Source organism: Luteibacter flocculans (assembly GCF_023612255.1).
Taxonomy (GTDB): Bacteria; Pseudomonadota; Gammaproteobacteria; order Xanthomonadales; family Rhodanobacteraceae; genus Luteibacter; species Luteibacter flocculans.
In genome coordinates, this window is sequence record NZ_CP063231.1 from 3,652,501 (window position 1) to 3,666,242 (window position 13,742).

At 66.0% G+C, this 13,742-nt stretch carries 12 protein-coding genes (1 of these 12 running past the window's edge); 4 read left to right on the forward strand and 8 right to left on the reverse strand.

Annotation, left to right across the window (positions count from 1 at the left end; genetic code table 11):
* Both thiE and hemL read left to right on the forward strand, forming a co-directional pair.
* Positions 1–107: the end of a thiamine phosphate synthase gene (gene thiE, locus IM816_RS15895; RefSeq protein ID WP_250338832.1), read on the forward strand. It extends 541 nt beyond the left edge of the window; 107 of the gene's 648 nt are visible here — the last part of the coding sequence; its start codon lies off the left edge, out of view; the stop codon is at positions 105–107.
* Positions 104–1,381 (forward strand): glutamate-1-semialdehyde 2,1-aminomutase, encoded by a 1,278-nt coding sequence (gene hemL, locus IM816_RS15900; protein ID WP_250338833.1) that lies wholly within the window; start codon positions 104–106, stop codon positions 1,379–1,381. Before thiE ends, hemL begins: the two co-directional genes overlap by 4 nt.
* A gap of 59 nt (positions 1,382–1,440) precedes the next feature.
* On the opposite strand, the gene IM816_RS15905 is transcribed toward hemL, so the two are convergent.
* The 6 genes from IM816_RS15905 to IM816_RS15930 form a co-directional block, all read right to left on the reverse strand.
* Positions 1,441–2,691, reverse strand: coding sequence for an acetylornithine/succinylornithine family transaminase (locus IM816_RS15905; protein WP_250338834.1), 1,251 nt, complete (start codon positions 2,689–2,691; stop codon positions 1,441–1,443).
* Between the two features lie 428 nt (positions 2,692–3,119).
* Positions 3,120–4,457 (reverse strand): sigma-54 interaction domain-containing protein, encoded by a 1,338-nt coding sequence (locus tag IM816_RS15910; protein ID WP_425602588.1) that lies wholly within the window; start codon positions 4,455–4,457, stop codon positions 3,120–3,122.
* Between the two features lie 208 nt (positions 4,458–4,665).
* Positions 4,666–5,484 (reverse strand): SDR family oxidoreductase, encoded by an 819-nt coding sequence (locus IM816_RS15915; protein ID WP_250338836.1) that lies wholly within the window; start codon positions 5,482–5,484, stop codon positions 4,666–4,668.
* A 10-nt stretch (positions 5,485–5,494) separates the two neighbouring features.
* Positions 5,495–6,097, reverse strand: a complete 603-nt coding sequence (locus tag IM816_RS15920) for an LON peptidase substrate-binding domain-containing protein (protein WP_250338837.1) — start codon at positions 6,095–6,097, stop codon at positions 5,495–5,497.
* Positions 6,098–6,107: 10 nt separating this feature from the next.
* Complete coding sequence (gene mpl / locus IM816_RS15925) at positions 6,108–7,466, reverse strand: UDP-N-acetylmuramate:L-alanyl-gamma-D-glutamyl-meso-diaminopimelate ligase (RefSeq protein WP_250338838.1); 1,359 nt, start codon at positions 7,464–7,466, stop codon at positions 6,108–6,110.
* A gap of 59 nt (positions 7,467–7,525) precedes the next feature.
* Complete coding sequence (locus IM816_RS15930; RefSeq protein ID WP_072323709.1) at positions 7,526–8,107, reverse strand: adenylate kinase; 582 nt, start codon at positions 8,105–8,107, stop codon at positions 7,526–7,528.
* Between the two features lie 203 nt (positions 8,108–8,310).
* Here IM816_RS15930 and IM816_RS15935 point away from each other — a divergent pair, with 203 nt between their 5' ends.
* On the forward strand, positions 8,311–9,567 hold the full coding sequence (locus tag IM816_RS15935) for a 6-phosphofructokinase (RefSeq protein WP_250338839.1): 1,257 nt from the start codon (positions 8,311–8,313) through the stop codon (positions 9,565–9,567).
* 29 nt (positions 9,568–9,596) lie between these two features.
* On the opposite strand, the gene IM816_RS15940 is transcribed toward IM816_RS15935, so the two are convergent.
* Complete coding sequence (locus IM816_RS15940) at positions 9,597–11,015, reverse strand: UdgX family uracil-DNA binding protein (protein ID WP_250338840.1); 1,419 nt, start codon at positions 11,013–11,015, stop codon at positions 9,597–9,599.
* 2 nt (positions 11,016–11,017) lie between these two features.
* Positions 11,018–12,232, reverse strand: a complete 1,215-nt coding sequence (locus IM816_RS15945) for a putative DNA modification/repair radical SAM protein (protein ID WP_256470190.1) — start codon at positions 12,230–12,232, stop codon at positions 11,018–11,020.
* Positions 12,233–12,325: 93 nt separating this feature from the next.
* Here IM816_RS15945 and IM816_RS15950 point away from each other — a divergent pair, with 93 nt between their 5' ends.
* Entirely contained in the window at positions 12,326–13,612 is a 1,287-nt protein-coding gene (locus tag IM816_RS15950) for an amidohydrolase family protein (RefSeq protein WP_250338841.1), read from the forward strand.
* Positions 13,613–13,742: the final 130 nt, after the last annotated feature.

The window sequence follows — 13,742 nt, forward strand, 5'->3', positions numbered from 1 at the left end:
CCGACTACCTTGCCGTGGTCTCCGCCATTTTCAGCGCTCCCGACATACAAACGGCGACGCGCCGCCTCGCCGATCTTTTCGACCCTCGTCCCGGAATCATTCGATGACCACGAACCACGAACTCTTCGACCGCGCCCGAAAGCTGCTGCCCGGCGGCGTCAATTCGCCCGTGCGCGCCTTCAAGTCGGTCGGCGGGGAGCCGTTCTTCACCGCGCGTGCCGATGGCCCGTACCTGTGGGACGTCGAAGGCAAGCGCTACATCGACTACGTGGGTTCGTGGGGTCCGATGATCGTCGGGCACAACCATCCCGCGGTGCGCGAAGCCGTCGAACGCGCCGTGCGCGACGGCCTTTCCTTCGGCACGCCGTGCGCTGCCGAGGTCACGATGGCCGAGACCATCGTTTCACTGGTGCCATCGGTCGACATGGTGCGCATGGTGAATTCGGGCACCGAGGCCACGATGTCGGCGATTCGTCTGGCTCGTGGCGCTACGGGGCGGAACAAGATCGTGAAGTTCGAAGGCTGCTACCACGGGCACGGCGACAGCTTCCTGGTGAAGGCGGGTTCGGGCGCGCTGACCTTCGGCGTACCGACGTCCCCCGGCGTGCCCAAGGCTGCCGCAGACCTCACGCTTACCCTGCCCTACAATGATATCGATACGGCGCGCGCACTGTTTGCCGAGCACGGCGACGACATCGCAGGGCTCATCATCGAGCCGGTCGCGGGCAACATGAATTGCATTCCGCCCAAGGACGGTTACCTGCACGACCTGCGCGAGCTGTGCACCCAGCACGGTGCGCTTCTGATCTTCGACGAGGTGATGACCGGTTTCCGCGTGGCGCTCGGCGGGGCGCAGGCGCATTACGGCATCACGCCGGACCTGACCTGCTTCGGCAAGATCATCGGGGGCGGCATGCCGGTGGGTGCCTATGGCGGACGGCGCGACCTCATGGAGCAGATCGCTCCTGCAGGGCCGATCTATCAGGCGGGCACGCTGTCAGGTAACCCGGTGGCCATGGCCGCAGGGCTCGCGATGCTCGAGCTGATTCAGGCCCCTGGTTTCTACGACGCCCTGACGGCGCGCACGGTGCAACTGACCGATGGCATCCTCGGCGCGGCACGTGACGCTGGCGTACCCTTCAGCGTGAATCGCGTGGGCGCGATGTTCGGGCTGTTCTTCACGAACGACACCGTCGAGACCTATACGCAGGCGACGGCAGCGGATGTCGGTCGCTTCAACCGCTTCTTCCACGGCATGCTCGATCGTGGCATCTATCTCGCGCCGTCGGCCTTCGAAGCGGGCTTCCTTTCCAGCGCCCATGGCGATGCCGAGATAGAGGCGACGGTGGACGCAGCACGCGCCGTGTTCGCGACGCTGTAATCGATGCACGAAACACCGTCGCACGGGGCCCGTGCGACGGTGTCAGACCGATAAGGCGCTCAGGCGACCTTCGCTTCTTCCACGAAGTCGGCCAGAGCGTCGCGCAGCCGCGCAAGACCTTCCGCGGTTTCCTCGTCGGTGATCGTCAGCGGCGGAACGATACGCAGCACGTCCGGGCCGGCCTGAAGGATAAGCAGGCCATGCGCAGCGGCCACATCGAGGATCTCGCCTGCACGGCCCTTGTACGGTGCATCGAGCACCGCGCCGATCATCAGGCCACGACCGCGCACTTCCGAAAACAGCGGAAACTCGCTGTTGATCTTGGCGAGACCGGCACGGATGTCGTTGCCCTGACGCTCGACGTTGAGCAACACGGCCGGCGAGGCGAGCTTCGTCAAGGCCACGCGCGCCACTGCCGCGGCCATCGGGTTGCCGCCGAAGGTCGTGCCATGGGCACCGAACTGCATGACCTCCGCCACCTTCGGCCCCGCCAGCATGGCGCCGATGGGAAAGCCGCCACCGAGCGCCTTGGCAAGGGTAACGATGTCGGGGGTCACGTGGTCGTGGCTGTGCGCAAACAGCATGCCCGTGCGGCCCATGCCGCATTGGATTTCATCGAGCACCATCAGCGCATCGTGCGCGTCGCAGAGTTCGCGCACGGCCTTCAGGAATCCGGGCTCTGCAGGCATGACGCCGCCCTCGCCCTGCACCGGTTCCAACATCACCGCCGCCACGCCACCCTGAGCGAAGGCTTCCTGGAGCGCCGCCACGTCGTTGAAGGCCACGTAGCGAAACCCGCCGGGCAGCGGCTCGTAGCCTTCCTGGTATTTCGGCTGCGCCGTCGCCGTGACGGCCGCCAGCGTGCGGCCGTGGAAGGAGCCCTTGAACGTCACGATCACGCGCTGTTCGGGCGGCCGGCCCTGCGACGCGGCCCATTTGCGCACCAGCTTGATTGCAGCCTCGTTGGCTTCCGCGCCCGAATTGCACAGGAACACCCGCTCGGCGAACGGCGCATGTTCCACCAACTCTTGCGCAAGGCGGAGCGGGGGCTCGGAATAGAACACGTTGCTGGCATGCCAGAGCTTGTGTGCCTGGGCGACCAGCGCCGCCACGAGGTCCGGATCCTGGTGACCGAGCGCATTCACCGCGATGCCAGCCCCGAAATCCAGGTAATCGCGGCCTTCGGTATCCCACACGCGGGCGCCCTTGCCGTGGTCGAGCACGACATCGCGCGGACGATACACGGGTAACCAGTAGCGCTTGCCGAGGCCCAGGAGTTCGGAAGAATCGACAGGGTGCGACGACGACATTGGAACGACTCCCGGCTCCGGCCGCAGCGCCGGAACCCATGCAGGAACGGATGGAATCGCACGGTACGCTCTGCGGTCCGACATCGATCCGAAACCCGCGAGGCCGCGGCCGGCCCTGCCGGGCCCGCGTGCGCGCGCGTGGAACGCCCATCCTATAAGCCACGAGCGGCGCCGACAACGCGTACCGCGTAGCTCCGATGCAACAGCGTGTTCCTGCTTGCTACACCGGGCGAACCGCATCGCGCCCGCACGACGGGGAAAAACTTTGCGAATCAAGGGTCCGGGCACATGGCACGGCGCTTGCTCCGATTCGGCATGAGGCCCTGTGAAGCCGCGCGGTTCGCTCGTCCGACGACCCTGCCAAGCCGGACGAGCGAATGGAAACTCCCGGTCCTCGCGGACCGGGAGTTTTCTTTTTCGGGCGTTGCTCAGCGCAGCTGGTCCAGCGCGAGCTGGTGCTTCTTGCAGAGCCGGTACACGGTCACGCGGGAGACGCGCAGACGGCGGGCGCATTCGCTGATGTTGAACGAGCTTGCACGCAGGCAATCAACGATGGCCTCGCGTTCGGCCGAGGTACGCGCGCTACCCAGGCTGTTGCGCTCCATCGCGGGGGACGCATCGACGTCGAGTTCGAGATCGCTCGGCGAGATCAGCGCGTCGTCCGCGATCACCGCCGCCCGCTGCACGCGATTCATCAGTTCGCGCACGTTGCCAGGCCAGGGAAAGGCATTCATCGCCCGGCGCGCCGCTGCACTGAACGTGCGGGCGCGGGTGCCGTAGCTCTCGCGGAAGGCGTCGAGGAAATGCTGTGCCAGCAGTTCGATGTCGCCCGTGCGTTCGCGCAGCGGCGGCATGCGCAGGCGCAGCACGTTGAGCCGGTAGAAGAGATCCTCGCGAAAGCGCCCTTGCGCCACCGCCTTCTCCAGGTCCACGTGGGTCGCGGCCAGCACGCGCACGTCCACCTTGATCGACTGGCAGCTCCCGATGCGCTCGATCGTGCCTTCCTGCAGCACGCGCAGAAGATTGGTCTGCGCGTCCAGCGGCAGATCGCCGATCTCGTCGAGGAAAACCGTGCCGCCGTCCGCCGATTCGAAGTGGCCGATGCGGCGGGCCGTGGCGCCGGTGAACGCACCGCGCTCGTGTCCGAACAATTCCGACTGGACCAGGTTCGCCGGCAGCGCACCGCAATTGATCGCGGCGAAAGGCTTGCCACGGCGATGCGACAACTCATGCAACGTGCGTGCGGCCATTTCCTTGCCGGTACCGGTTTCGCCGGTAATCAGCAGGGGCAGCTCCACCGGAGCGAACTTGCGGATGTTCTGCGACAGCGCACGAATGGCCGCACTGCTGCCGGTGAGCAGGCTGGGCTCATCGTCGTGGGTCAGCTCGGCGTCGCCGGGTATGCGGGCCAGCGCCTGACGCAGGGCGCCCAGCGAAGACGGCCCATCGATGACCTCGAAGGCTCCCGCCAGCACCTGGCGCAGCGTGGCGTGTGCCATGGCCGGAGGGGTTCCGGTGAGGCCAATCCAAGGGATTCCCGGGTGGACCTGGCGCAGCGACGAAAGAATGCGCAGGGCGTCCTGCTGATTCGCGCGGAGGTCGGCCACCGCGATCGCGCTGTCGCCGCACTCCGGCAGATCGCCGTCACACCGCGCCGGATCGGCCACCAGTGTTCGCCAACCGGCACGAATCAGCCCGAAGTGTTCTTCCACGCTCGGTCTGCCAATCCAAACGACGCAACGACCCGTCGATTCCCCGCGCAACATGCCTGCTCCTCACCCCGATTCGTGGCCTGCTGTCGGCTTTGCGGGCTCTCACTCGGGCCCGCCGCCGGCACCCCCTGCAGGCCGGCAAGCCCCACATGCATTGCCGGCCCCAAGGCCCGGCGAACGCAGACCGACGGTATACCCGGTTGCCGGAAGCGGCCATACGCCAAACGGGGTAGGACGTTCCCGTTGATTCAGCTAAGGAAGTTCAAAGGAAAAGATCAGGCAACAGAGGATTGCCCGGAGCGACGGCGTAGCGCTCGAAGTCGACGATCCCTTCCTCGCGCAGCACATCCTCGTCGATGAGGAAGCGCCCCGTGAAGCTGCGCGCGGGCTTCGTGAGTACCGCGTGCGCCGCGTCGGCGACGATGTCGGGCGTGCGACAGTGATCGGCGTTCACGCTGTCGCCCAGCATCGCGATCGCCGCCGTCGCGATCACGGTCTTCGGCCACAGGGCGTTCACGGCGATGCCCAGCGGCGCGAACTCGGGCGCCATGCCCAGCACGCACAGGCTCATGCCCATCTTGGCGATGGTGTACGCGACATGCGGGGCGTACCAGCGCGGGTCGAGGCTTGGGGGTGGCGACAGCATCAGCACGTGAGGATTCGGTGCCTGCTTCAGGAACGGAAGGCATGCTTGCGTGGTGACGAAGGTGCCACGTGCGTTCACCTGCTGCATGAGATCGAAGCGCTTCATCGGCGTCTTCTCGACACCCGCCAGCCAGATCGCACTCGCGTTGTTGACGACGATGTCGATGCCACCGAAGTGCTCCGCCGCCTTGGCCGCGGCCATGCGGACCTGCGCTTCGTCGCGAATGTCGACCTTGAGCGGCAGCGCGCGGCCACCCGCTTCCTCGATCTGTGCGGCTGCCGTGTGAATCGTGCCCGGCAGCTTGGGATTGGCAACGCTGCTCTTCGCGGCGATGACGACGTTCGCGCCATCGCGCGCGGCGCGAAGCGCAATCGCGAGACCGATACCGCGCGAAGCGCCGGTCACGAACAGGGTCTTGCCGGCGAGCGACGTCATGATGGCGGCCTCAGGCACGCTGGAAGCGCGGAAGAATGTCGCGAAGCTCGGCGAGGCGTTGCAGGGGATCGTCGAGTTCGAGCATGTGCTGGCATTCGTTCGGATCCAGCGGCAGCAGCTCCGAAAGACGGAACCCTACCCAACTGGCGTCGTCCGCGCGCTGCGCCACATCGTGCCGCCAGGGCGGCATCATCTGCTCGGCGAGACGTTCGAGGATCGTCGCCAGCAGACCGAATTCAGGCGGCAGCGGAATCGTTTCCTCGGCTTGCCAGGTCACGATGTCGCCACGCACCTGGCCATCGGAGCGCACCCGGGTACGGCTCACGCGAAAGCGCAGGCCGCCCTCGGCGACGATGCCGAGCAGGCCGTCCTCGCGGGTGTGGAAATCGGTGATGGTCGCCAGTGTGCCGACCGCGGCCGGCACCGCAGGCTGCCCTGCTTCGCGACCCTCCAGGATCATGCAGACACCGAAGGCGCGGCCGGTCCGTGCGCATTCGCGCACGAGATCGATGTAGCGCGGCTCGAAGATGCGCAACTGGAGATGCCCGCCCGGGAAAAGGACGTTCGACAGGGGGAACAGCGGAAGATCGAGGGCGGGCGTGGTCGCGGCCATGCCCGTCAGTCTAACCTGCGCCGAGCGCGGCAAAGAAGCGCCGGGGCGCACCTTCGAAGCCGCCGTTGGACATGAATACGACGTGGTCGCCGTCCTGGGCTTCCGCCACCAGCGACGCGATCAGCTCATCCACCGTGGAAGCGGTATCGCCACGGCCGTCCAGGGCTGCGGTCACCTTGCCGGCGTCCCACGGCAATTCGGGGCGATGCAGGAACACGACCCGGTCGGCGTCGGCAAGCGAAGGCGCCAGCGCCTCGGCATGGGCACCCAGGCGCATGGAATTCGAGCGCGGCTCGAGTGCCACGAGGATGCGCGCCTTCCCCACGCTCGCGCGAAGCCCCGCCAGCGTCGTGGCGATGGCCGTCGGATGGTGGGCGAAGTCGTCGTAGACGGTCACGCCGCGAGCGCTGCCGATGCGCTCCATACGCCGCTTCACGCTGGCAAAGTCGGCGAACGCCGGCAGCAACGCTACGGGGTCCGCACCGGCCGCGCTCGCCGCGGCCAGCGCCGCCAGGGCGTTCATGACGTTGTGCCGGCCGAGCGACGACCAGCGCACCTCGCCGAGCAGCTCACCCCGACGATGCACCCGGAAGTGCGAGCCGTCGGCAGCGAGCAGTTCGGCGCGCCAATCGCCCGCATCGATGCCGAAGGTTTCCACCGGCGTCCATGCGCCCATCGCCAGCACCTCGGCGAGATAGGCGTCTTCCGCGTTGACGATCAGCCGGCCGTTGCCGGGCACCGTACGCACGAGGTGGTGGAACTGGCGCTGGATCGCCGCCACGTCGGGAAAGATATCGGCGTGGTCGTATTCGAGATTGTTGAGGATCGCGATGCGTGGCCGGTAATGGACGAACTTGGACCGCTTGTCGAAGAAGGCCGAATCGTATTCGTCGGCCTCGATGACGAAGGGGGCGCCGTCGCCGCGACGCGCGGAGACGTCGAAGTTGCCTGGTACGCCGCCGATGAGGAAGCCCGGCGACAGGCCGGCGGATTCCAGCAGGTGCGCCAGCAGGCTCGTTGTGGTCGTCTTGCCGTGCGTACCGGCGACCGCCAGCACTTCACGGCCACCGAGCAGCGTTTCGCCAAGCCACTGCGGACCCGAGATGTAGCGCATACCCTCATCGAGCATGTATTCGATGGCGGGATTGCCGCGACTGAGGGCATTGCCCACGACCACGAGGTCGGGGGCCGGCTGCAAATGCTCCGCCTTGTAGCCCGGCATGAGCGTGATGCCGAGGCCTTCGAGCTGCGTGCTCATGGGCGGGTAGACGTTGGCATCGGAACCTTCGACCGCGAGGCCGAGTTCGCGCGCCAGCGCGGCAACGCCACCCATGAAGGTGCCGCAGATACCAAGGATATGGACGCGCATGGCTTCGGCTCGTGGGGCGGGAGGCACCGGAAGCCCGCCGGTAAGGCGGGCCGGGCGGGTCAGGCGCTGGCGGCGGCCGTACTGTCGAGCGCAGCCTTGATGCGGGCGGTCACGGCGTCGAGCTCGCCGACACCATCGACGACCTTGAGCTTGCCGCGCTTCTCGTAGAACTCCGCGACGGGAGCCGTCTGATCGGCGTAGATGGCGAGGCGCTTCTTGACCGTCTCGGGATTGTCGTCTGCACGACCTTCCTGGTTGAAGCGCACCACGCAGCGATCGACGATCGCCTCGTTCGGCACGTCCAGCTTGATCACGACGTCGAGCGGCTGGCCGATGCGTGCGAGCACGCCGTCCAGCGCTTCGGCCTGGGCGATGTTGCGCGGGTAGCCATCGAGAATGAAGCCGGGCTTCGCGTCGGGCTGGCCGAGGCGATCCTCGATGATGCCGAGCATGATGTCGTCCGGCAGCAACTGCCCGGCGTCCATGATCCCCTTGGCCTTCTTGCCCAGTTCCGTCTCCGCCTTGATCTCCGCGCGCAGCAGATCGCCGGTGGAGATATGGGGAATGCCGAGGTCCTGCTTGAGGCGGGCTGCCTGGGTGCCCTTGCCCGAGCCGGGGGCGCCGAATAGCACGAGTCGCATTGTTGCTCCATTTCGCCGGATGCCGGAAAGACCGGCCGTCGGGCACGAGAAAAATAGGTCTCAAGGTAACGGCAGGGGCGCCGCCGCGTCAAACGGCCGACATACGCTGGGTGTATGGCGCTCAAGCCGTCCACGCATTCAAGGCATCGCGACGCTGGCCGCGTTACGCTCGACGCCTCACGACCGACAGAAGGACCCGAAGCATGGCCGCCGGCAAACTCCTCTACGCCCAGTCGGGCGGTGTCTCCGCCGTCATCAACGCCACCGCCGCGGGGGTGATAGAAACGGCCCGGGACAAGGGCATCGTGGTCTATGCCGCACGCAACGGCATCCTCGGCGCCCTGCGCGAGGAACTGATCGATACCTCCAAGGAAGCCAAGGCCAATATCGCGGCGTTGAAGCACACGCCCGGCGGCGCCTTCGGCTCCTGCCGCTACAAGCTGAAGTCACTGGACGAGAACCGGGCCGAATACGAGCGCCTCATCGAGGTGTTCAAGGCCCACGACATCCGCACGTTCCTCTATAACGGCGGCAACGATTCGGCAGACACGGCGAACAAGGTCTCGAAGATCGGCCAGTCGCTCGGCTACGACGTCAATTGCATCGGTGTGCCAAAGACCATCGACAACGACCTCGTCGTTACCGACACGTGCCCGGGTTTCGGCTCGGTGGCGAAGTACACGGCCATCGCCGTGCGCGAAGCAAGCCTCGACGTCGCGTCGATGATGGATACGTCGACGAAGGTCTTCATCATCGAGGTCATGGGCCGGCACGCCGGCTGGATCGCCGCCGCCGCAGGCCTGGCGGGATCGAGCGCGGGCGACCCGCCGCACGTGATCCTGTTCCCCGAGAACACCTTCGATCCCGATGCCTTCCTCGCCAAGGTCAAGGCAACGGTGGAGAAAGTCGGCTACTGCACGGTGGTGGTATCCGAGGGTGTGAAGGATCGTGACGGCAAGTTCCTTGCCGAGTCGGGTGCGCGCGACGCCTTCGGCCATGCGCAACTCGGCGGGGCGGCACCGGTGCTCGCGGCACTCGTGCGCGAAAAGCTGGGCTACAAGTACCACTGGGCCCTGCCCGACTACCTGCAGCGCTCCGCGCGCCACGTGGCCTCGAAGACCGATCTGGACCAGGCGTATGCCGTGGGCAAGAAAGCGGTCGAATACGCCGCGGAAGGTCTGAATGCGGTGATGCCCGTGATCGTCCGCACCTCCGACGAGCCATACAAGTGGAAGATCGAGGCGGCACCGCTGGACAAGATCGCGAACCACGAAAAGAAGATGCCGAAGAACTTCATCTCGAAGGATGGCTTCGGCATCACCGCAGCGGCCCGCAGGTACCTCGCCCCGTTGATCCAGGGCGAGGCCCCGCCGCCGTACGGACCGGACGGCCTGCCGGTCTACGTGACACTGAAGAACACGCCCGTACCCAAGAAGCTGAAGAAATTCGCGATCGGTTGACGCAAGGACCCCGCGACAGGACGTCGCGACTAGCCCAGCATCTCGCGAATCAACGAGAGATCGCGGACGAAGTCGGCGAAACCGGCTTCGCGTGCCTCATGATCGGGAAGGCGCAGCAGGTACGAGGGGTGCACGGTGGCCATGGCCTTTCGTCCGTCGGGCAGATCCAGCCATTGCCCGCGCTCGGCCATCAGCCGAAACGACGACCCGAACACGCCTCGCGCCGCCATGGCGCCCATGCAGACGATCGCATCCGGCCGGATACGATCGATCTCCGCCGCCAGCCAGGGTCGGCAGGCGGCCTGCTCTTCCGCGTTGGCACGTTTGTGCAGCCGTACCTTACCCCGCGGTTCGAACTTGAAATGCTTCACGGCGTTGGTGATATAGAGCGAATCGCGCGCGATGCCCGCCTCCGCCAGCGCGCGATCGAACAACTTGCCGGCCGGACCGACGAACGGCTTGCCCGCAAGGTCCTCCTGATCGCCCGGCTGTTCGCCGATCACCACCACGCGCGCATGCGCCGGACCCTCACCGAATACCGTCTGCGTCGCCGGTTTCCATAGATCGCAGGCGCGGCAGTCGCGGGCGTGCTGGCGCAACGCCGTGAGGCTGCCCTCCGGTGCTTCCACCGCCGCCTTCTGCAACGGGGTGATCTTCTTTTTCGGGACCGTCGGTTGTTTGTCCACCATGGCCTGCATCCTCGGTAAGGCCGTGCGCACCAGTTCGGGAATCAGCCGCGCCTCGGGAAGGTTCTTCCAATACTTCACCGGCATCTCGCGACGCATTGCGTCCACCTTCAATCGCGCCGGATTGAAGATGCTGGCGTAATACGTGCGCCAGAGATCTTCCAACGCGTCGTCCGAGGGCGCGTCGGACCGACGTGCGCCTGCACCGATGGACAGCGTGGCGCCGTCCCAGTGCGCGCTGCGTGACGGGGTGAGCAAGGACCAGTGCATGCCTGCAAAGCGGCGCACGAAGAAAGGAGCCACGCGCGCCACGATGTCGTACGACGGTTCGAACCACGCCACGTAAATGACCCGGTCGCCATGGGTCACTTCTCGAAAGCGAACGAACGCCTTCATCTTGTGCATGTCGCGATGCACTTGCCTGGCACACGCCTGCGCCCAGGAAACGTCGTCGTCAGTCGCGATGCGAAGCAGACCCTTCTCGCCATGCGAGAGACGCCAGAGCATGCGATACAACGTGGCATGCCGCCGCGAATCGGTGTGCGCCAGCACGGTTTCCGCCAGCGTGAGGAAATCGCGCGGCACCGCGGGCGCCTCGCTACGTTTGGCCGGTGGCAGTGGTGCATCGTCTCCGAACAGTCCGCCGGACGATGCCGACTGCCAGGTGACGTCAGCCGGGTTCACGTCCGCGAGCAACAGGGCTCGCGCCTTGGCGCGCCACTCGCTTGCGTCGGAAGGATCGACGAGTGCGACGCCAAACATCGTCAGCCGAACAGGTCCGGCTGCGAGGGCTCGCGCAGGTCGCGGCGCAGCGCGCGGCTCTCGTGATCGCCGCGTGGGCGGTGGTCCACGGTCTCCACGAAGGGCGCCACTTTCTTCACCGGTATGCGCAACCGAATGAGGTCGTCGTAGCGAATGCGCCGGTGCGCGCGCATGGCGATCATGCGTTCGACCGTCTTCACGCCCAGACCCGGTACGCGCAACAGCATATCCCTGGGCGCGCGATTGAGGTCTACCGGAAACTGCTCCCGATGCCGTAGAGCCCAAGCGAGCTTGGGATCCACATCGAGCGAAAGCATGCCGTTTTCGCCCGGCGGGGCGATCTCGTCCGCGCGGAATCCGTAGAAACGCATGAGCCAGTCGGCTTGGTAAAGCCGATGTTCGCGCACCAACGGTGGCGGCTTGAGCGGCAGGATCTTCGATGCATCCGGAATGGGGCTGAAGGCGGAGTAATAGACACGACGCAGCCGGTAGTTCGTGTAGAGGTTGGTGCTTGCCGTAAGTACATCGCGATCGCTGGCCGCGTCGGCACCGACGATCATCTGCGTGCTCTGTCCTGCGGGCGCGAAACGCGGCGCTTTCTTCTCCGCTTTCGCCTCTTCGATCGAAAGGCGCAAGCGCCCCATCGCGCTGCGGATGTCGCCGAGATCCTTTTCCGGGGCCAGCGCTTTCAGGCCGCCTTCGGTCGGCATTTCCACATTGATACTCAAGCGGTCGGCCCAGCGCCCCGCCGCATCGATCAGTTCGGGCGAGGCGTCCGGGATAGTCTTCAGATGGATGTAGCCGCCGAAGCGATGCTCCTGGCGCAGCGTTCTCGCCACCCGCACCAGTTGCTCCATGGTGTGATCGGGCGACTGGATGATGCCCGAGGACAGGAACAGGCCCTCGATATAGTTGCGCCGATAGAACGCGAGCGTGAGCTCCACCACTTCCTCCACGCTGAAACGTGCTCTGCGCACGTTGCTGCTGCGGCGGTTCACACAGTACACGCAGTCGTAGACGCAGAAGTTGGTCAGCAGGATCTTCAGCAGGGAAATGCAGCGTCCGTCGGGTGCGTACGCATGACAGATGCCCATACCCTCGGTGGAACCGATGCCGCCGGTACCCAGCGAGTGACGGCCCTTGCCGCCGCTGGACGAGCACGACGCGTCGTACTTTGCAGCGTCGGCGAGAATGGCGAGCTTTTCGGTGACATTCATGGGACTCGCCATGCTGCCAAAAGCCAGCGTTGCCTGCGTGAAGACGGCCCGGTGCACTTGGTTATGATGAGTGCCCGCACAGGAGCCTCGTTCATGGATCTCGTCATCCGCCACGCCACCCTGCCCGACGGCCGCCAGGACGTCGACATCGGCATCGTCGACGGCCGCTTCGCGGCGATCCAGCCGAGTCTGCCGGCCAAGGGCACGGAGGAAATCGACGCGCGCGGTCGGCTGGTCAGTCCGCCCTTCGTGGATGCGCACTTCCACATGGACGCCACGCTGTCGCTGGGCCTGCCGCGACTCAACGCTTCCGGCACCTTGCTCGAAGGCATCGCCCTGTGGGGTGAACTGAAGCCCGTATTGACCCAGCAAGCGCTGATCGATCGCGCCATGGCGTACTGCGACATGGCGGTGGCCCAAGGCCTGCTCGCGATCCGCAGCCACGTCGACGTGTGCGACGACCGCCTGCTGGCGACCGAGGCGCTGCTGGACGTGAAGCGGCGTGTGTCGCCCTACCTGCATCTCGAACTCGTGGCGTTCCCGCAGGACGGCCTGCTGCGCTCACCCAACGCCAAGGCCAATCTCGTGCGGGCGCTCGACATGGGCGTGGATGTCGTGGGCGGCATTCCGCACTTCGAACGCACCATGGCCGACGGCGCGGCATCGGTCCGCTGGCTGTGCGAACTCGCTGCCGAACGCGGCCTGCGTGTGGACATGCATTGCGACGAGTCCGACGATCCGTTGTCGCGCCACATCGAGACCCTTGCAGCGGAGACGCTTCGCTGCGGTCTCCAGGGACGCGTGGCAGGTTCGCACCTGACCTCCATGCACTCGATGGACAACTATTACGTATCGAAGCTGCTGCCGTTGATCGCGGAAGCCGGTGTGCACGCCATCGCCAATCCCCTCATCAACATCACCCTGCAAGGCCGCCACGACACGTACCCCAAGCGGCGCGGCATGACTCGCGTGCCTGAGCTGATGGATGCGGGCGTCAACGTAGCCTTCGGGCACGACTGCGTGATGGACCCCTGGTACGGGATGGGCTCCGCGGACATGCTCGACGTGGCGCACATGGGCATGCACGTGGCGCAGATGACCTCGACCCAGGGCGTAGCGCGATGCTTCGATGCCGTGACGGCCCATGCCGCCCGGATACTTGGCCTGGACGGTTACGGCATCGCGCCGGGCCATGCCGCCGATCTCGTGCTGCTCCAGGCGGGCGATCCCTACGAGGCCATCCGGTTGAGGGCGCAGCGCTTGCTCGTGGTGCGCCAGGGCCGCGTACTGGCAAGGGCGCCCGAGCGTATGACCCGGCTCCAGCTCCCAGGACGCCCGGACGCCCTGACCCTGGAATTCCGGCCGGGATCCATTTCCTGAACCGCCCGGTTCAATAGCTGTCGCGACAATGAACGCCTTTCGCCAAACTTTCATTCGTAGGACTTCGCGTTCAGCCACATCTTCCTAGCATCCGAATCGTCGATCGGCCGCGGTAACCCGTGGCGTGACG